General features: G+C 50.9%; 18 protein-coding genes. 17 read left to right on the forward strand and 1 reads right to left on the reverse strand.

Features of this window, described 5'->3' with window-relative positions:
• The first annotated feature begins 166 nt into the window (after positions 1 to 166).
• The 11 genes from DWX59_RS09545 (at position 167) to rpsU (ending at position 12,396) form a co-directional block, all read left to right on the forward strand.
• Positions 167 to 1,048: a branched-chain amino acid ABC transporter permease gene (locus DWX59_RS09545; RefSeq protein ID WP_117558433.1), complete on the forward strand. Its 882-nt coding sequence runs from the start codon at positions 167 to 169 to the stop codon at positions 1,046 to 1,048.
• Positions 1,049 to 1,056: 8 nt separating this feature from the next.
• Complete coding sequence (locus tag DWX59_RS09550) at positions 1,057 to 2,130, forward strand: branched-chain amino acid ABC transporter permease (RefSeq protein WP_117558435.1); 1,074 nt, start codon at positions 1,057 to 1,059, stop codon at positions 2,128 to 2,130.
• A gap of 1 nt (position 2,131) precedes the next feature.
• Entirely contained in the window at positions 2,132 to 2,890 is a 759-nt protein-coding gene (locus DWX59_RS09555) for an ABC transporter ATP-binding protein (RefSeq protein ID WP_117558438.1), read from the forward strand.
• A gap of 14 nt (positions 2,891 to 2,904) precedes the next feature.
• Positions 2,905 to 3,615, forward strand: coding sequence for an ABC transporter ATP-binding protein (locus DWX59_RS09560; protein ID WP_117558440.1), 711 nt, complete (start codon positions 2,905 to 2,907; stop codon positions 3,613 to 3,615).
• A 159-nt stretch (positions 3,616 to 3,774) separates the two neighbouring features.
• A complete protein-coding gene (locus DWX59_RS09565) occupies positions 3,775 to 4,302 on the forward strand; it encodes a hypothetical protein (RefSeq protein ID WP_117558442.1) in 528 nt (175 codons plus the stop codon).
• A gap of 205 nt (positions 4,303 to 4,507) precedes the next feature.
• Positions 4,508 to 5,983, forward strand: coding sequence for a stage IV sporulation protein A (spoIVA, locus tag DWX59_RS09570; RefSeq protein ID WP_117558444.1), 1,476 nt, complete (start codon positions 4,508 to 4,510; stop codon positions 5,981 to 5,983).
• Positions 5,984 to 6,143: 160 nt separating this feature from the next.
• The gene (locus DWX59_RS09575) at positions 6,144 to 7,751 is read left to right on the forward strand and encodes an MBL fold metallo-hydrolase RNA specificity domain-containing protein (protein ID WP_117558447.1); all 1,608 of its coding nucleotides are present in this window, start codon (positions 6,144 to 6,146) and stop codon (positions 7,749 to 7,751) included.
• Between the two features lie 28 nt (positions 7,752 to 7,779).
• Positions 7,780 to 8,262, forward strand: a complete 483-nt coding sequence (gene rnhA / locus DWX59_RS09580; RefSeq protein WP_117558448.1) for a ribonuclease HI — start codon at positions 7,780 to 7,782, stop codon at positions 8,260 to 8,262.
• A gap of 105 nt (positions 8,263 to 8,367) precedes the next feature.
• Entirely contained in the window at positions 8,368 to 9,228 is an 861-nt protein-coding gene (locus DWX59_RS09585) for a lysozyme inhibitor LprI family protein (protein ID WP_117558449.1), read from the forward strand.
• Positions 9,229 to 9,416: 188 nt separating this feature from the next.
• A complete protein-coding gene (alaS, locus tag DWX59_RS09590) occupies positions 9,417 to 12,065 on the forward strand; it encodes an alanine--tRNA ligase (RefSeq protein WP_173906135.1) in 2,649 nt (882 codons plus the stop codon).
• Positions 12,066 to 12,219: 154 nt separating this feature from the next.
• Complete coding sequence (rpsU, locus tag DWX59_RS09595) at positions 12,220 to 12,396, forward strand: 30S ribosomal protein S21 (RefSeq protein WP_087218105.1); 177 nt, start codon at positions 12,220 to 12,222, stop codon at positions 12,394 to 12,396.
• Between the two features lie 172 nt (positions 12,397 to 12,568).
• Here the strand turns inward: rpsU and DWX59_RS09600 are convergent, their stop codons facing one another.
• Complete coding sequence (locus tag DWX59_RS09600; protein WP_117558453.1) at positions 12,569 to 14,314, reverse strand: Rqc2 family fibronectin-binding protein; 1,746 nt, start codon at positions 14,312 to 14,314, stop codon at positions 12,569 to 12,571.
• 346 nt (positions 14,315 to 14,660) lie between these two features.
• On the opposite strand from DWX59_RS09600, the gene DWX59_RS09605 reads away from it, so the two are divergent.
• From DWX59_RS09605 to DWX59_RS09630, 6 genes are all read left to right on the forward strand, one after another.
• The gene (locus DWX59_RS09605; protein WP_117558455.1) at positions 14,661 to 15,539 is read left to right on the forward strand and encodes a YicC/YloC family endoribonuclease; all 879 of its coding nucleotides are present in this window, start codon (positions 14,661 to 14,663) and stop codon (positions 15,537 to 15,539) included.
• Between the two features lie 29 nt (positions 15,540 to 15,568).
• Positions 15,569 to 16,201 carry a guanylate kinase gene (gmk, locus tag DWX59_RS09610; RefSeq protein ID WP_117558457.1) on the forward strand — a complete coding sequence of 211 codons (633 nt, stop codon included), beginning with the start codon at positions 15,569 to 15,571 and terminating at the stop codon, positions 16,199 to 16,201.
• A gap of 28 nt (positions 16,202 to 16,229) precedes the next feature.
• Positions 16,230 to 16,499 (forward strand): DNA-directed RNA polymerase subunit omega, encoded by a 270-nt coding sequence (gene rpoZ / locus DWX59_RS09615; protein ID WP_117558459.1) that lies wholly within the window; start codon positions 16,230 to 16,232, stop codon positions 16,497 to 16,499.
• A 102-nt stretch (positions 16,500 to 16,601) separates the two neighbouring features.
• Entirely contained in the window at positions 16,602 to 17,957 is a 1,356-nt protein-coding gene (rimO, locus tag DWX59_RS09620; RefSeq protein ID WP_173906137.1) for a 30S ribosomal protein S12 methylthiotransferase RimO, read from the forward strand.
• Positions 17,941 to 18,483 carry a CDP-diacylglycerol--glycerol-3-phosphate 3-phosphatidyltransferase gene (pgsA, locus tag DWX59_RS09625; protein WP_117558461.1) on the forward strand — a complete coding sequence of 181 codons (543 nt, stop codon included), beginning with the start codon at positions 17,941 to 17,943 and terminating at the stop codon, positions 18,481 to 18,483. The genes rimO and pgsA overlap by 17 nt, the downstream gene beginning before the upstream one ends.
• Before the next feature lies 1 nt (position 18,484).
• Entirely contained in the window at positions 18,485 to 19,735 is a 1,251-nt protein-coding gene (locus DWX59_RS09630; protein ID WP_117558463.1) for a competence/damage-inducible protein A, read from the forward strand.
• Positions 19,736 to 19,752: the final 17 nt, after the last annotated feature.

A 19,752-nucleotide genomic window follows, 5' to 3' on the forward strand; every position in this document is an offset into this window, starting at 1 on the left:
CCCATTCAGATAAGGTGGACTGACTGTTACAACACAAAACCCAACAGAGGGCTGTCACTATGACAACCCTCTTGTTTATAGTAAGGTTTCATGATATCATAAGTTACAGGATTCCGCCGCTTCACAGCGGTAAATCAAAAAAGACTTCAGACAAAGAGGTGCAGGTATGGGCTTTATTAACTATTTAATCAACGGCATAAGCCTGGGCAGTGTATATGCCATCATAGCTCTTGGATATACAATGGTTTACGGGATTGCCAAAATGCTGAACTTCGCTCACGGCGATGTTATTATGATTGGCAGCTACGTGGTATTTGTCACGGTCAGCACCATGGGATTCCCGCCATTGGCGGGCATACTTGTGGCGGTCCTGGCCTGTACGCTGCTGGGGATGACCATTGAGCGGATTGCGTATAAGCCTTTGCGCGGCGCTTCACCTCTTGCCGTACTGATTACGGCCATCGGTGTCAGCTATCTGCTGCAGAATGTGGCCCTGCTTATATTCGGCGCGGATACGAAGTCATTTACATCCGTTGTCACCATCCCTGCCATTAAGCTGGCAGACGGGCAGATGACCATTACAGGGGAGACCATTGTGACCATCCTTACCTGTATCATCATCATGCTGGGCTTAACCACCTTCATCAATAAGTCCAAATCAGGCCAGGCCATGTTAGCTGTCTCTGAGGACAGGGGCGCGGCCACCCTGATGGGAATTAACGTAAACGGCACCATAGCCCTTACCTTTGCAATCGGCTCCGCCCTGGCGGCCATTGCTGGTGTGCTCCTGTGCTCCGCTTACCCGTCCCTTACCCCGTATACAGGCTCCATGCCGGGTATCAAGGCCTTTGTTGCAGCCGTGTTCGGCGGCATTGGCTCCATTCCGGGGGCATTTATCGGCGGAATCCTTTTGGGCGTGATTGAAATCCTTTCAAAAGCATACATATCATCACAGATGTCCGACGCCATCGTATTTTCCGTGCTGATCATCGTGCTGCTTGTCAAGCCCACCGGTATTCTGGGCAAGAAGATTAATGAGAAAGTGTAGGTGCCGGTATGAAGAGTAATGCAAAACGTAAGATATTCATTAATAATATGATTACATATGGGATAGTGGCCGCGGCCTATATCATCATGCAGGTCCTGGTTGGCACCGGTCATATATCCAGCCTGTTAAAGGGGCTTTTAGTTCCTTTCTGCATCTATGTGATCATGGCGGTTTCCCTGAACCTGACCGTGGGAATCCTGGGCGAACTGAGCCTGGGACATGCCGGCTTCATGTGTGTGGGCGCATTTGCAGGCGCGTTGTTCTCAAAATGTATGAAGGGTTCCATCAATCCAACCCTGAGCCTGGTGATTGCCATTGTAATCGGCGCAGCGGCAGCGGCTGTTTTCGGCATGCTGATCGGAATACCGGTCCTCCGTCTGAGGGGGGATTATCTTGCAATCGTGACCCTGGCCTTTGGCGAGATCATTAAGAATCTGGTCAATGCCATTTATCTGGGACGCGATTCCTCCGGCTTCCACATTTCCTTTAAGGACTCCATGTCCCTGAAGCTGGAAGAAGGCGGGGAAATCCTCATAAAAGGCGCCCAGGGAATCACTGGCACGCCCCAGGCAGCCACCTTTACCATTGGCGTCATCCTGGTGCTCATTACCCTGTTCATTGTGATGAACCTGGTTCATTCACGTACAGGACGCGCAATCATGGCCATCCGCGACAACCGTATTGCTGCTGAATCCATAGGCATCAATATTACAAAGTACAAGCTGCTGGCATTTTCCATCTCAGCCGGTCTTGCAGGGGTTGCAGGCGTGCTGTATGCCCATAACCTGACCACCCTGACCGCGCAGCCCAAGAACTTTGGGTATAACATGTCCATCATGATTCTTGTGTATGTGGTCCTGGGCGGCATCGGAAGCATCAGGGGCTCTGTCATAGCAACGGTCATCCTGTACCTTCTTCCGGAAATGCTCAGGGGACTCAGCAATTACCGTATGCTTATGTATGCAATCGTACTGATCCTGGCCATGCTTTTCAACTCCGCGCCGCAGTTCGTGACCATGCGTGAACGGATTATGGACAGGTTTGGCAGGAAAGATAAAAAACCGGCAAAGGAGGCAGCGTAACATGGCATTACTTGAAGTTAAGAATTTAAGCATAGCCTTTGGCGGCCTTAAGGCGGTTGATAATTTCCAGATAAGTATAGATAAAGGCCAGCTTTATGGGCTGATTGGACCAAATGGGGCCGGTAAGACAACGGTATTCAACCTGCTGACCGGCGTATATAAACCGGATGCCGGCAGCATTGAGTTAAATGGAATCAATGTAACCGGCAGGAAGACAACGGAGATTAACCAGTCCGGCATTGCCAGGACGTTCCAGAACATCCGCCTGTTCAAGGACCTGTCCGTGCTGGATAATGTTAAGGCGGGACTTCACAACCAGTACAGATATTCCACGGCAGCAGGTATTTTCCGGCTTCCCCGGTACTATAAGACGGAGAAGAAGATGGATGAGAAGGCCATGGAGCTTCTGAAGGTATTCGGCCTGGATGAAGAGTGTGATTACAAGGCATCCAACCTTCCCTACGGCAAGCAGAGAAAACTGGAGATTGCCAGGGCCCTTGCCACGAAACCAAAGCTTCTGCTTCTGGATGAGCCGGCGGCGGGCATGAATCCCAATGAGACAGCGGAACTTATGGACACCATCCGCTTTGTACGCGATAATTTTGATATGACAATCCTTCTTATTGAACATGACATGAAGCTGGTAAGCGGCATCTGTGAGGAACTGACCGTGCTGAACTTCGGCCAGGTACTGTGCCAGGGGCCCACCAGCTCCGTGCTTCACAATCCGGAAGTTGTCAAAGCATATCTTGGTGAATAGGAGGAGATGGTAATATGGCTATGCTTGAAGTCAGGGACCTGGAAGTCTATTACGGCGTGATCCAGGCCATAAAAGGAATCTCCTTTGATGTGGACCAGGGAGAAATCGTGGCATTAATCGGCGCCAACGGTGCAGGAAAGACAACAACCCTGCATACCATTACAGGGCTGATCCATGCCAAGTCCGGTAAGATCGTTTATGAAGGTACGGATATAACAAAGGTTCCCGGATATAAACTGGTGGGCATGGGCATTGCCCATGTGCCTGAGGGAAGACGGGTATTCGCAACCCTCACCGTGCTTCAGAACCTGAAGATGGGGGCATACACCAGAAAAGATAAGGATGAGATGGAAGCAACCCTTAAGATGGTATACAGCCGCTTCCCCCGTCTGGATGAACGTAAGAACCAGCCCGCAGGAACCCTGTCCGGAGGTGAGCAGCAGATGCTTGCCATGGGAAGGGCCCTTATGAGCCATCCCAGGATGATTGTCATGGATGAGCCCTCCATGGGCCTTTCGCCTATCTACGTGAATGAGATTTTTGATATCATCCAGAAGATTAACGGGGACGGCACCACCGTGCTCCTGGTGGAGCAGAATGCCAAGAAGGCCCTGTCCATCGCAGACAAGGCATATGTGCTTGAGACAGGCAACATTGCGCTTAGCGGCGATGCAAAGGAACTGATGAACAATAATCAGGTGAAGAAGGCTTACCTGAGTGAATAAGGATGCAAAAATAAGGATATAAAAAGATGGAGGGAACAGGGCGGGACTGATACGGGATCCTGCCCTGTCCCATATTCTGAAATCCGCTCTTGAAATCCCTGCGTGATTGTGCTATATATAGTTTACGGCCGGAATAACAATTTTGAAAGGAGTGAGGCCATGCTTGACAGACAGGACTTGGAAATGATCCGTCTTGTTATGAAGGAAGAGATAACGGCATCAGAGATGCGCATGGAGAATCGGATGGATGCGCGTTTCGAAGAACAGGAGAAGCGCATAGACGCCCGTTTCGAAGAACAGGAGAAGCGCATAGACGCCCGTTTCGAAGAACAGGAGAAGCGCATAGACGCCCGTTTTGAAGAACAGGGGAAGCGGAACGATGCCCGCTTTGCAGAACAGGATGAGTGCTTTGGAAAACGGATGGAGATGCGGTTTGCCCAGGAACGTGAGTGGCTGGAGAAGCATCTGGATAAGCGTTTTGCCGCATCTGAGAACCTGATACTTGGCGAATTGGACCGTATCCATATTAAGCTTCAGGATCAGCTGGATGATATGAAGCAGAGGCTGGACGAGATGACCGAGTATTACAGGATTAAGAAACTGGATGATATTAACGGGGCTCTTCTGCTTCAGATGATACAGGAAGTAGAGCGCAGGGTAGAGGCCCTGGAAAAGAAATCAGCATAGCCAGCCAGGGAATCAAACATTGGCTGGCTTATATTCCTATCTGTTTATCGGATTGATTCAATGGTTTTGATGCCGTCTGCGGCAGTTCTGGATGATATGTCCCATATTTCCACTGGTAATTCAATAAAAAATACATCCGCATTTATTTATCATACCCATAATTCCCTGTGCATATATTATAAAAGCATAGCAAGGGGGTATATTTATGGACAATTTTAATGTATACAAGGATATTCAAGCGAGAACAGGCGGAGAGATATACATAGGTGTGGTGGGGCCGGTGCGCACAGGCAAATCAACGTTCATCAAGCGGTTCATGGAACTCCTGGTGCTTCCTGCAATGGAAGATGATAACCTGCGGAACCTGAGCCGTGATGAACTGCCCCAGAGTGCTGCCGGAAAAACCATTATGACAACAGAACCCAAATTCATCCCCAAGGAAGCAGCCAAGATCAACCTGGCCGATGGGATTGAAGCCAAGGTAAGGCTGATTGACTGTGTGGGCTTCATGGTGGACGGTGCGGCAGGACACGTGGAAAACGGAGAGGAACGTCTGGTGAAGACCCCCTGGTTTGATTACGACATCCCTTTTACCCAGGCAGCGGAACTGGGCACCAGGAAGGTCATCAATGACCACTCCACCATAGGGATTGTGGTGACCACGGATGGCAGCATCGGGGAAATCAAACGCCCAGGGTACATAGCAGCTGAAAAACAGACGGTGGATGAACTGAAAAAGCTGGGGAAACCATTTGTGGTCCTGCTCAATTCCATGAAGCCCTACTCGGACGAGACAGCCAAGCTGGCCAAGGAAATGTCGGAAGGATACGGCGTATCCGTGCTTCCGGTTAACTGCGAACAGCTGAAAAAGGATGATGTATTCCATATCCTGGAGAAGGTGCTGAAGGAATTCCCGGTCACGGAGATGGACTTCCATATTCCGAAATGGCTGGAAATCCTGCCGGCTACCCACTGGCTGAAGGCCCAGGTCATCCAGGCTGCCAGGGGAGTCATCCAGAAGGTCAGCCATATGAAGGATGTGGCCGGTGAACTGGCCGCACAGAACACGGACACCATACGGTCCATGAATGTAAAGAACATGCAGATGGCAGACGGACGGGTGGCCGTGCAGGTGGATATGGACGACAGCTATTATTACCAGATCCTCAGTGACTATGTGGGGCTCCCCATAGAGGGTGAATACCAGCTGATGCAGACCTTAAGCAGCCTGGCCAACATGCAGAAGGAATATGAAAAGGTCCAGAACGCCCTGACACAGGTACGCCTTAAGGGCTATGGCGTAGTGACCCCGGAACGCTCTGAGATTGTCCTGGATGAGCCCCAGGTCATCAAGCATGGCAACAAGTATGGCGTGAAGATGAAGGCGGAAGCCCCCTCCATCAACCTGATAAAGGCCCACATAGAGACGGAGATTGCGCCGATTGTGGGCAGTGAACAGCAGGCCCAGGACCTGATTGCCTATATTAAGGAAAATGCCAGGGACAGTGACGACGGAATCTGGAACACCAATATTTTCGGAAAATCCATTGAGCAGATTGTGGAGGATGGGATACAGGCAAAGGTCTCACAGATGACGGAAGACTGCCAGCTCAAGCTTCAGGATACCCTGCAGAAAATCATCAATGACAGCAACGGCGGAATGATATGCATCATTATCTGAAATCAACAGTCGGCCGCAGGTGTGTTGAAAGCATGATAGGTTTCGGGAAATTGTGTAAATATAGCGATACTATTTGCATTCATACGGAGAACATGGTATACTGTAGCCAGAATTGACAGAATATTTATGTGGCGGGACTATATTATACGCAGAGGGGAGAATGCAGATGAGACTAACATTTATCGGGGCGGATCATGAGGTGACTGGAAGCTGTCATTTTCTGGAAGTAGGGGAAACAAAGGTATTGATTGACTGCGGCATGGAACAGGGTAACAATATCTATCAGAACGCGGAACTTCCCGTAAGTTACCGTGAAATAGACTACGTGTTCCTGACCCATGCCCATATCGATCATGCGGGCATGCTGCCATGGATCTATGCAAGAGGGTTCCGGGGCCAGGTGATAGCCACCTATGCGACCGTTGACCTGTGCAACATCATGCTGAAGGACAGTGCCCATATACAGGAGATGGAGGCTGAGTGGAAGAACCGTAAGGCCCGGCGCGCCGGACGCAGTGAGGTGGAGGCCCTTTACACCATGGAGGATGCACAGGATGTGCTGAAGCATTTTGAAGGGGTGGCTTATGGCCAGGAATTCAAACTGAATGACAACCTGACCCTGCGTTTTACGGATGTGGGGCATCTGCTGGGATCCGCATCCATAGAGATATGGGCTACCGAGGGAAGCCGGACCAAGAAGATTGTATTTTCCGGGGACATCGGCAATAAGAACAAGCCCCTCATAAGGGATCCGCAGTATATTGATGAGGCGGATTATGTGGTGATGGAATCCACCTATGGCAACCGCTACCATAAAAAGGGAGTAAACCATGTGGAGGACCTGGCCCGCATCATCCAGGAGACCCTGGACCGGAGCGGCAACGTGGTGATTCCTGCCTTTGCAGTGGGACGTACCCAGGAACTGCTTTATCTGATACGGCATATCAAGGATGAAAAACTGGTCAAGGGACATGACGGCTTTGACGTCTATGTGGACAGCCCGCTGGCAGTGGAAGCCACCCATGTGTTTAAGGAAAACATGCTGGAATGCTATGACGATGAGACAAAGGCTTTGGTGGAAAAGGGAATCAACCCCATTGATTTTCCCGGGCTTAAGCTGTCTATTACCAGCGAGGAATCAAAAAACATCAACTTTGATATGACGCCCAAGGTAATCATATCCGCAGCAGGCATGTGTGATGCGGGCCGAATCAGGCATCATCTGAAGCATAATCTCTGGAGGCCGGAATGTTCCATTGTCTTTGCAGGATACCAGGCAGAGGGAACCCTGGGGCGCCTGCTCCAGGACGGTGCACAGACCGTTAAGATTTTTGGGGAGGAGATTGATGTAAGGGCCCACATTGAGAATATTGAAGGAATCAGCGGACACGCGGACCGGGACGGGCTGCTTACATGGATATCCTCCTTTGGGAAACGTCCGGATTATGTGTTTGTGGTCCATGGCGATGAGGAGTCCTGTACCGCATTTGCGGATATGCTGAACACCCAGCTGAAGCTGGAAGCCAGGGCGCCGTTTTCCGGTTCGCAGTTTGATCTGATTAAGGGGTGCTGGATCAAGGAGGCCGGGCCTGTGCTGATTGAGAAAGAAACAGCAGCCAGACGCAAGGCAACCGGTGTCTATACACGTCTTGTGGATGCCGGTAAGCTTCTTATGGATGTAATCAGCCGCAACCAGGGAGGGGCCAATAAGGATTTAACACATTTTACAGAACAGATACTGGCCCTCTGCGATAAATGGAACAGATAGGGCCGGTAAGGACAGGAGACAGTAATACATGAGTAAAGTACAGATTTATACGGATGGTTCAGCCAGGGGCAACCCGGACGGCCCTGGAGGTTATGGGGTGGTGATGCATTTCACGGACAGCAAGGGGCAGCTGCATGAAAAGACCCTGTCCGGCGGATACGTGCGCACAACCAATAACAGGATGGAGCTGATGGCTGCCATCATGGGACTGGAGACGCTGAACCGGCCATGCCAGGTGCAGTTATATTCCGACTCCAAATACCTGACAGATGCATTTAACCAGAGATGGATTGACAGCTGGATTGCAAAGGGATGGAACCGCGGCAAAAGCGGTCCTGTTAAGAATATTGACCTGTGGAAGCGGCTTTTAAAGGCAAAGGAGCCCCATCAGGTAAGCTTTATCTGGGTAAAAGGACATGCAGGCCATCCCCAGAATGAGCGCTGCGACCAGCTGGCAACCTCTGCGGCTGACGGTAATGACCTGATGATTGATGAAGGGCTTGAAAGCTGATTTCTTACGTATCTCTTACAATCTATTACTCCTTTCATCTGCATATTCACTTTCCTGTTTTTTTGTGATAATGTAGTGACAAGAACACAGCAGGGAAGTGTGACAATGAAGGATAAACGAATATGGATTGTAATCATCTGCATCCTGGTGATAGGGACCGGGGTAACCCATTATACCAAGTACTACGTAAAAAGCCAGGCAACAGCCATGGATACGGCGACAACGGCTGGCGGGATGCCTGCAGGCGCACCTTCCACTGCATCTGCCTCTGAAGTGAAAGAGGAGGAACAAAAGGAGCAGGAAGCCACGGAAATTCCTGCTCCCATGGGCAGGAGCCTTGGTGCTGCCCCGGCAGCAGGAGCGGGCCCGGGGGCTGCGTATGCGTCTTCTTCCGTGGAAGACAGGGCAGAAGCCGCCGCTGCTGCTGAAGAGACAGCTGCATCTTCCGAGGACAGGGCCCAGGCAGTCCAGATATATTCAGAGGATGAAGTGCCTGTGGAGCAGATGCCCATCTCGCCGCTGACAGGCGCAAAAGAAAACGGGGCAAAGACGGTCCTTGCCATTGATTACAGGCAGCGCCTGATGGATTTGGATTCACAGATCCAGAAGATGCGTGAGCAGGAGACGGATTCCAATGTCTATTCCATCAAGACCTCGGCTGAGACCGAACTCAGGATGTGGGAGGGGGAACTGAACTCCATTTATAATGCGCTTCTTGAACTTTTGCCCCAGGAGGACGCGGCCAGATTGGCTTCCGAACAGCAGGAATGGCTGAAAACCAGGGAGACAAGGGCTGCAGAGAACACGGGAAAAAGCGGCGGTTCAGTGGATCGGATCGGATATTCGGCCACTATGGCAAGTCTTACAAGGAACAGGGCATATGAACTGGCAGGCAGATATGAACAGGCCAACGGCCTGCCGGCCCAGGAGGAAGAGGAAACCGCGGCCGCCCTATCCGGGCAGTAGGAAGCCTGACCGGTTTCCCATGCGCGGTCCGGGAAAGGGAATGTATAAAGTCACGGATAAGCGGGAAAACCAAAGGGAAATCCTTGGTTTTCCCGCTTATTTTGTGAAGTGAGTCTTGATAATTATATACCAATATGGTAAAATGACGGTTATGTAATTTATGATGTGATGATATGGAGGAAGATAAAGTGAAAGAACCACAGTACCGCGGCGTGAATGAGCTCCGCCGGATGTTCCTTGAATTTTTCGAGAGCAAGGGCCATCTTGCCATGAAGAGTTTTTCCCTTGTTCCGCATAATGATAACAGCCTGCTTTTAATCAATTCCGGTATGGCCCCTTTAAAGCCGTATTTTACAGGACAGGAGATTCCGCCAAGAAAGCGTGTGACCACCTGCCAGAAGTGCATCCGCACCGGTGATATCGAGAATATCGGCAAGACTGCCAGACATGGTACTTTTTTTGAGATGCTGGGTAATTTCTCCTTTGGCGACTATTTTAAACATGAGGCAATTGCCTGGACATGGGAGTTCCTGACAGAAGTGGTGGGACTGGATGCCGACAGGCTGTATCCCAGCGTATACCTGGAGGATGACGAGGCCTTTGACATCTGGAATAAGGAAATCGGGATTCCGGCAGAACGTATTTTTAAGTTCGGCAAAGAGGACAACTTCTGGGAGCACGGCTCCGGTCCATGCGGCCCCTGTTCCGAGGTATACTATGACAGAGGGGAACAATACGGCTGCGGCAGCCCGGACTGCACGGTGGGCTGCGAGTGCGACCGTTATATTGAGGTATGGAACAATGTATTTACCCAGTTTGATAATGACGGACATGGTCATTACACGGAACTGGAGCATAAGAATATTGATACGGGCATGGGGCTGGAGCGCCTTGCTGTTGTGGTCCAGGGCGTGGATTCCCTGTTTACCGTGGATACCAACAAGGCCCTTCTTGACAGGGTATGTGAACTGTCCCACACCGAATACCAGAAAGACCATGAGACAGATGTCTCACTGCGTATTGTGGCAGACCATGTCAAGTCCTGTACCTTCATGATATCGGATGGAATCATGCCTTCCAATGAAGGCCGGGGTTATGTGCTGCGCCGTCTGCTGCGCAGGGCTGCCCGCCATGGAAGGAAGCTTGGGATTGAAGGAAGGTTCCTGGCAGAACTTTCAAGGACGGTAATTGAACTGTGCAAGGATGGATATCCTGAACTGGAAGAAAAGCAGGTCATGATATTCAAGGTCCTGTCTGAGGAAGAGGACAAGTTTAACAAGACCATTGACCAGGGCCTTACGATTTTAGGCGAGATGGAAGAGGAGATGCAGAAGGAAGGCGGCAGGACGCTGTCCGGGACCAATGCGTTCAAACTGTATGATACCTACGGATTCCCGCTGGATCTGACCAAGGAAATCCTGGAGGAAAAGGGATACGGGGTGGATGAGGACGGCTTTGATGCTGCCATGAAGGAGCAGAAGGAAAAAGCCAGGAAGGCGCGCAAGACAACCAATTACATGGGTGCGGACGTAACCGTGTACCAGTCCATTGACCCTTCCATCACAACGGAGTTCGTGGGTTATGACAAGCTGAGCGCGGTTTCAAGGATTACGGTCCTTACCACGGAGGATGAACTGGTCCAGGCCCTTACGGATGGACAGAAAGGAACCGTGATTGTAGAGCAGACCCCATTTTATGGCACCATGGGCGGCCAGCAGGGCGATGTAGGTGTGATTGTCAATGAAAACGGGGAATTTAAAGTAGAAGATACCATTCATCTCCAGGGCGGCAAAGTGGGCCACGTGGGTATAATGACAAAAGGAATGCTTCAGGTGGACGACGGGGTGACGCTTTCAGTCTGCGAAAAGAACCGCGCCCTTATCTGCAAGAACCACAGTGCCACCCATCTGCTGCAGAAAGCCCTCCGCCTGGTACTGGGAGACCATGTGGAACAGGCCGGCTCCTATGTGGATGCAGGAAGGCTCCGCTTTGACTTTACCCATTTCTCAGCCATGACACCTGAGGAGATTAAGAAGGTAGAGGCGCTGGTCAACAGGGAGATTCAGGCATCCCTTCCGGTGGTGACTGAAACCATGACCCTGGAGGAGGCCAAGAAAACAGGGGCAATGGCCCTGTTCGGTGAGAAATACGGTGACTCCGTACGCGTGGTCGAGATGGGGGATTTCTCCACAGAACTGTGCGGCGGCACCCATGTGGCGAATACTAACAATATCGCTTCATTTAAGATCCTGTCAGAGGCAGGCATTGCTGCCGGCGTAAGGCGTATTGAAGCCCTTACATCAGAGGGGCTTATGAAGTATTATGAGGAAGTGGAGGCAGAACTCCATGAGGCAGCCAAGGCAGCCAAGACAACGCCTGCAGCCCTTACTTCAAAAATCCATGCACTGTTGGATGAGATTAAGTCCCTGAATTCTGAGAATGAGAAATTAAAGAGCCGGCTGGCCAATGACTCCCTGGGGGATGTCATGAGCCAGGTAAAGGAAGTCAATGGCATCAAGGTCCTGGCCTTAAAGGTATCGGGCGTTGATATGAATGGCCTGCGAAGCCTGGGAGACCAGTTAAAGGATAAATTGGGAGACGGGGTCGTGGTTCTTGTCTCTGAGCAGGACGGCAAGGTAAACCTGATGGCTACTGCCACGGATGCGGTACAGAAGAAGGGAGCCCATGCAGGCAACCTGATTAAGGCAATCGCCGGTCTTGTGGGCGGCGGCGGCGGCGGACGTCCGGGCATGGCCCAGGCTGGCGGCAAGAACCCGGCCGGCATGGATGATGCCCTTAAAAAAGCAGTTGAAGTGGTGGAAGAACAGACGAAATAGGTCTTATCTTAAAAAAAATGCAAAATAACTGCAAGAAATATAAATTTTTTCTTGACGTATGGTATTTTTATGCTATAATCATAGCAGTGCTAAAAATACCCAAACAGTTGTATTATGCACAATTACACAACTGGAGGGAGGTTAGGTGTGAGCGATGTCAAACGTAATTGTTAAAGATAACGAGAGCTTAGACAGTGCTTTACGCAGATTCAAAAGAAACTGTGCAAAGGCTGGCATTCAGCAGGAAATTCGTAAGAGAGAGCATTACGAGAAGCCAAGCGTAAGACGTAAGAAAAAGTCTGAAGCTGCCCGTAAGCGTAAATTCAACTAATCCACGGTATCTTGGTTGTGGATTTGGTTATCAGATGCAAGTAAAAACAGCCGGCTGTTATGGAGACATGACAGCCGGCTGTTTTTGCCGTGCGCCTGCGGGCGCACATTCCCAAGTTCCTTATTTTCCGGTTTGCGGTCTTTTCCTGGCCGCTGATTGTTAAGAGACCATGTCAGTCCGCTTCCTTAAGACTGCATGAAGGCGTGGCCACCAGGGAATAGTTGGTGTGGTAGATTACGAAGCCGGGAGCTGAACCAGCCACCTTTTTGATATTCTTCTTCTGTATATAGTCAATTTCCACCTTATCATTATCCCGTCCCTTGGAATAATAGGCGGCCAGGGCGCCTGCTTCCTCGAACACCCGGTCAGGAAGGTCTGTCTTTCCCTCGGACTTAACAATCACATGGGAGCCGGGAATCCCTTTTGCATGAAACCACCAGTCATTGCCCGTGGCCACCTTGAAGGTCAGTTCTTCATTCTGATAATTGTTCTTGCCCACATACATGTGAAATCCGTCGGAAGAGATGTAGTGGAAGGGCCTGCTGGTAATCCTGGGCTTCTTGTCGCCGGACCTGCGTTTCTTGATGTAACCGTATTCCATCAATTCCTCTTTGATCTGCACAAGGTCATCCTCCTTAAGGGCAATATCCAGCGCCGAACTGATGGATTCCAGATGGTCAATCTCTGCCTTTGTCTCCTTTGTCAGGTCGGTTAAGGCTTCATAGGTACGTTTCAGCTTGTTGTATTTGTCAAAATGCTTCTTGGCATTATCCTTGGCTGACAGCTGGGAATCCAGGGGGACCGTGATTTCTTCGTTGGTATAATAGTTCAGGCACCGAAGGGACTTCTCACCGCCCTGCAGTTCGTATCCGTAGGTATTGAGCAGCTCCCCGTAGATGCGGTATTTCTCACGTTTCTCCGTGTCGCCCAGCTGCTTTAGCTGCAGATCGTACTTTTTATAGTTGCGCTCCAGCGCGGTCTGTACAATCCTTCGCAGATCCGAGGATTTTTGCCTGATCCTGGTCACGGTGTCACGTGACGCATAATAATTTTCAAGAAGTGCGCTGATGGAAGGGATATGCTCCAAATGATAATCATCCCCTTCATAACATGTAAGCGGGAATGCCGCATATTCCACCGGTCCATCCGCGTCATGGACAATGGCCGGTGAAAAGTTTCCGTCCCGCACATCCTCCATCACCAGGCTGAAGGTATGGTACAGATGCACCAGCTCTGCCTCTGAAAGCTGGTTGGCCGAAAGGTCGGAATCAATGGAAGCCAGATGGCAGATTTCCTCGGCCATAATGGGGCTGATTCCGGTAAGGCGGTTATAGAGCGCCTTCTGCAGTGGCATGGGGGCATTTTCCATGAGACCGGCAAAGGCTTCCTGGGAAACCGTAAGCGGATCCTCCTTGGCCACGGTCTGGGGGATGAAATACTCCCTGCCCGGCAGTACCTCGCGGACCGAGCTGACCTGGGCCGACACATGCTTGATGCTGTCGATGATGGTCTTATCCTCTTTGCAGAAAATAATATTGCTGTGCTTGCCCATGATTTCCACAATCAGCTTCTTCCGGCAAAGATCCCCCAGTTCATCCAGATGTTCCAGCTCAAACTCAATGATCCGCTCCAGTCCGGGCTGGCTGATTCCCACAATCCGCGCGCTTCCGATGTGCTTGCGCAGCAGCATGCAGAAATTCGGGGCTGTCATGGGGCTGGGCTTATTCTTATCCGTAAGATAAATCAGCGGCAGACTTGCGCTGGCCGATATCTGAAGCCTGTAATTTTCCTTGTTATTCTTGATGGCAATCAGCAACTCATCCTTTTCAGGCTGGGCAATCTTAGAAATACGCCCTCCCTCCAGGGTATCCTTAAATTCATGTACCAGACTGGCAATGGTAATTCCGTCAAATGCCATAAAATCCCACTCCTATCAGGCCTGATTTGACATAAAGAAAAAAACAAACCTTCCCTTACGCCACGGCCATTGACTATAAGAATATCATAAAAGCGGCAATAAGAAAAGGCCAACCTACGCCAGCCCCTTATACGATTCACCCACCATGCATGCAGATACGGCAAACAGAAACACCTAGCGGGTGAGGAAGGGAGCCGTATCCCCCTCCTCCGGCTCCCTTCCTCACGGACGGATGCACTTCCCCGTCATCCCATACAACCCCACCCAATCATTTCCTTGACTTGAATCCGCAGATGAATTATAATACTATCTAACTATGGATAAAAGCGAAAGAGAGGCATTTGTTATGTTAAAAAGCATGACTGGTTTCGGCAGGTGCGAGAATATAACCGATGAATATAGGATTTCTGTCGAAATGAAAGCCGTGAATCACAGATATCTGGACTTGAGTATTAAGATGCCAAAGAAGTTTAATTACTTTGAAGCTTCCATCAGGACCCTTCTTAAGAAATACATCCAGAGGGGGAAGGTTGACCTGTTCATCAACTACGAGGACTATACGCAGGGCAACATGTGCCTTAAGTATAACCGTGCGCTGGCAGCTGAATATATGGATTATTTCAATAAGATGGCGGAAGAATTCAGCATACAGAATGATGTGAAGGTTTCCACACTGGCCAAGTTCCCTGAAGTATTCTCCATGGAGCAGGCGCCGGATGATGAGGAACATCTGTGGGGAATCCTGTCGGCCGCCCTTGAGGATGCCGCGGTGAGGTTCGTGCAGTCCAGGGAGGTGGAAGGGGAGCATTTGAAGAATGACCTTCTTGGCAAGCTGGATTATATGACCGGCCTGGTGGATTACATTGAAGGGCGTTCACCGCAGATACTGACAGAGTACAGGGCAAAGCTGGAGGCCAAGGTCCAGGAACTGTTAAACGGCACAGCCATGGATGAGGGCCGGATTGCGGCAGAGGTTACCATCTATGCGGATAAGATCTGCGTGGATGAGGAGACGGTACGGCTGAGAAGCCATATTGAGAACACAAGGAAAGATTTATTGAGCGGCGGGAGTGTTGGCCGCAAGCTGGACTTCATTGCCCAGGAGATGAACCGGGAAGCCAACACCATCCTTTCCAAGTCCAATGACCTGTCCATTTCGGACAAGGCCATTGCCCTTAAGACCGAGATAGAGAAGGTCAGGGAACAGATACAGAATATCGAATAAGCGCAGCGCGTAAGTCAGGAGAGCACACCATGGACCATCAGGGAATATTAGTGGTTGTATCCGGTTTTTCCGGTGCAGGCAAGGGAACACTTATGAAGGAGCTGCTGAAGCAATACGATAACTATGCGCTGTCTGTATCAGCCACCACAAGGCAGCCCAGGGAAGGCGAGAAGGACGGGGAGGACTATTTCTTTGTCACGAAGGAGCTCTTCCAGCAGATGATTGAGGAGAACCAGCTGGTGGAATATGCCCAGTACGTCAATCATTATTACGGAACCCCAAGGGAGTATGTTGAGAAGAAAATGGCGGAAGGCAAGGATGTGATCCTGGAGATTGAAATCCAGGGCGCCCTGAAAGTGAAAAAGCGTTTTCCGGACGCGCTGCTTCTCTTTATCACGCCTCCCAATGCAGAGGAACTGCGCCGCCGCCTGGTGGGACGCGGCACGGAGACCATTGAGGTCATTAACGCAAGGCTGCGGCGTGCCGCAGAGGAGGCAGCAGGTATGGAGGCATATGATTATCTGCTGATTAATGATGAGATACAGCCCTGCGTGGAGCAGATGCATCAGCTGATCCAGCTCCAGCACAATAAGACTTCCTACCATCTGGATTTTCTCAGCAGGATGCGGGAAGATTTATATCACTTGGACGACAGAAAATAAAATATTAAGATTGAAAGGGGAATGTAATATGTTACATCCATCATACACCGATTTAATTGACGTAGTTAACAGCGATATCGAGCCAGGAGAGCAGCCGGTGGTACAGAGCCGCTATTCCATTGTCATTGCAGCTTCCAGACGCGCCAGACAGATCATCGGGGGTGAAGACCCCATGGTCAGCGGCGCAGCAGGCAAGAAGCCATTGTCCATTGCCATTGACGAACTATACCACCAGAAGGTGAAAATCCTTCCGGAAGAGGAAAACCCAACCGAGGAAGAAGAGAACCAGAACGCATAAAATCATAAGCCGTCTCCTGTACATCGCAGCAGGCAGGGTCATTCCCGGCGCTGCGGGCACAGCAGGGATGGCTTAAATGTTCATTAGGAGTAAATCTGACATATGGAAAACATGAAATTATTTTGCGTGTCCCTGGGATGCGATAAGAACCTTGTGGATACGGAGAAAATGCTGGGACTGCTGGGCGGGACCGGTTTTACATTTACGGATGACGAGATGGAAGCAGAAGTGATTCTTGTGAATACATGCTGCTTTATCGGGGATGCCAAGGAGGAGAGTGTGAATACAATCCTGGAAATGGCGCGTTTAAAGGAAGAAGGGGCCTGCAGGGCCTTGATTGTGACAGGGTGCCTGGCACAGCGGTATAAGCAGGAAATCCTGGATGAAATCCCTGAGGTGGACGCCATTTTAGGCACTACGTCCTACGAGGATGTGGCTGGAATCGTGAAACAGGTGCTGGAGGGCAGGGGAACCACCCATCTGACCAGCTTCCATGACCTGGGGGAACTTCCTGACACGAAGGCTGCGCGGGTGGTGACCACTGGCGGCTATTATGCTTTTTTGAAAATAGCGGAAGGATGTGATAAGCGCTGCACCTACTGCATCATCCCATACCTGAGGGGGCCTTACCGCAGCGTGCCTATGGAACAGCTTCTGGAGGAAGCCAGGCAGCTGGCCCAGGGAGGGGTAAAGGAACTGATCCTGGTAGCCCAGGAGACCACCCTTTACGGCAAGGATATCTATGGTGAGAAGTCCCTTCCAAAGCTGCTGCATGAACTGGCTCAGATTCCGGGCATCCAGTGGATACGGATCCAGTATTGCTATCCGGAAGAGATTACGGACGGACTGATTGAAGCCATACGCACGGAAGAAAAGGTCTGTCATTATCTGGATATCCCAATCCAGCATGCCAGCAACCGGATTCTTAAGCGTATGGGACGGAGGACCAACCGGGAGGAGCTGACGGAGCGCATTGCAAAGCTTCGCAGGGAGATTCCGGATATAGCGCTGCGCACCACCATGATTTCCGGGTTTCCGGGCGAGACCCAGGCAGATCATGAGGAACTGATGGATTTTGTCAATGAGATGGAATTTGAAAGGCTGGGGGTATTTGCCTATTCCGCAGAGGAGGACACGCCTGCGTATTCTTATCCGGACCAGGTGCCCCAGGAAGTGAAGGAAGGGCGCAGGGACGAAATCATGGAACTGCAGCAGGACATTGCCTTTGGACATTGTGAGGACATGGTGGGACGTGTCCTGACCGTGCTGATTGAAGGGAAGGTGGTGGATGAGCCTGTTTATGTGGGAAGGACTTATATGGACGCGCCCAATGTGGACGGACTGATATTTGTGAATGCTGAGATGGAACTGATGTCTGGCGACTTTGTAAGGGTAAAGGTGACCGGAGCCGCTGAATATGATCTGATAGGAGAGGTGTGCGATGAATCTGCCCAATAAACTGACGATTGTAAGAGTGTGTTTGATTCCTTTTTTTGTAGCTGCACTGCTGTTTGACCATGGCAATAATTACACCATGCGTATTGTTGCCAATGTCCTGTTCATCATTGCCAGCCTTACGGACCTGTTTGACGGCAAGATTGCCCGCAAATACAACATGGTCACAAACTTCGGCAAGTTCATGGATCCCCTTGCGGATAAGCTCCTGGTGTGTTCCGCCCTTATCTGCCTGATTGAACTGGGACAGCTTGCTGCCTGGGTCGTGATCATAATCATCAGCCGCGAGTTCATTATCAGCGGCTTCCGTCTGGTTGCGGCTGACAACGGCGTGGTGATTGCTGCCAGCTACTGGGGCAAGTTCAAGACCACCTTCCAGATGATTGCGGTCATCCTGCTGATATTTGATATCCCGGCCCTGCGCATGGTGGCCAACATAACCGTGGTGATTGCAGTGGCCCTGACCATCATTTCACTGGTGGACTATGTGGCTAAGAATTACAGGATTCTCACTGAGGGAGGCATGTAGGATGACAGCGGAATTGATTTCAGTGGGCACCGAACTGTTAATGGGGAATATTGTGAACAGCAATACCCGGTTCCTGGCGGAAAAGTGCGCCCTCCTTGGATTCGATATGTATTATCAGGTCACGGTGGGGGACAATTACGGACGGATGAAGGATGTGATTGAAACAGCCCTTAAACGGTCGGACCTTATCATACTGACCGGAGGCCTGGGTCCCACGGAAGATGACCTGACAAAGGAGGTATGCGCCGCCGTCATGGGTATGGAGCTGGTGGAAGACCCGCATACAAGGAAGCATCTGGAAGCATTTTTTGTAAATAACATATACAGGGAGATTCCGGAAAACAATTGGAAAATGGCCACCGTGCCAAAGGGTGCGCTGGTCCTTGACAACCATAACGGCATGGCCCCGGGGCTGATCCTGGAACGGGAAGGCAAGGCTGCCATTTTGCTTCCGGGACCTCCGGGAGAGCTGTACCCCATGTTCAATGACCAGGTGTTCCCATGGCTTCAAAAGCGCCAGCAGTCCGTCCTTGTATCCAGGATGGTAAAAATCTGCGGATGCGGCGAGAGCCAGGTGGAGGACCGGATACTGGACCTGATTGACAGCCAGACCAATCCCACCATTGCAACGTATGCCAAGACCGCTGAGGTACATCTGCGGATCACGGCCAGGGCCGGGAACAGGGAAGATGCAGAGGCCCTGATTGAGCCGGTGCTGGAAGAAATCAGCAGGCGGTTCAAGGAGAAAATCTATACCACGGATGAGAAGGTCAGCCTGGAGATGGCGGTGGTGGAGCTGTTAAAGAAGCATAAGCTTACCATGTCAACGGCTGAATCATGTACAGGAGGCATGGTTGCGGCTAAGCTGGTCAATGTTTCCGGGGTGTCCCAGGTGTTCATGCAGGGCATGGTCACTTATTCCAATGAAGCCAAGATGCGTCTTCTGGGAGTGAAGGAGGAGACGCTTAAGGCTTACGGGGCAGTCAGCGGGCAGACCGCTGCTGAGATGGCGGCAGGAGGCGCTGCCATGAGCCGGACCGATGTCTGCGTGGCCATCACAGGCCTTGCAGGGCCGGACGGCGGCACGGATAAGAAACCGGTGGGACTTGTGTATATGGCATGCTGCCTTAAGGGAAAGGTGACGGTGCGGGAATATCATTTTAAGGGAAACAGGGATAAGATACGGGAACAATCCATGATGAAGGCCCTTGATTTGGTGCGCCTTTGCATATTGGAACAGGGAGATTGTTAACATTGCAGATAAAAAGA

The organism is Enterocloster aldenensis (genome assembly GCF_003434055.1).
Classification (GTDB): Bacteria; Bacillota; Clostridia; order Lachnospirales; family Lachnospiraceae; genus Enterocloster; species Enterocloster aldenensis.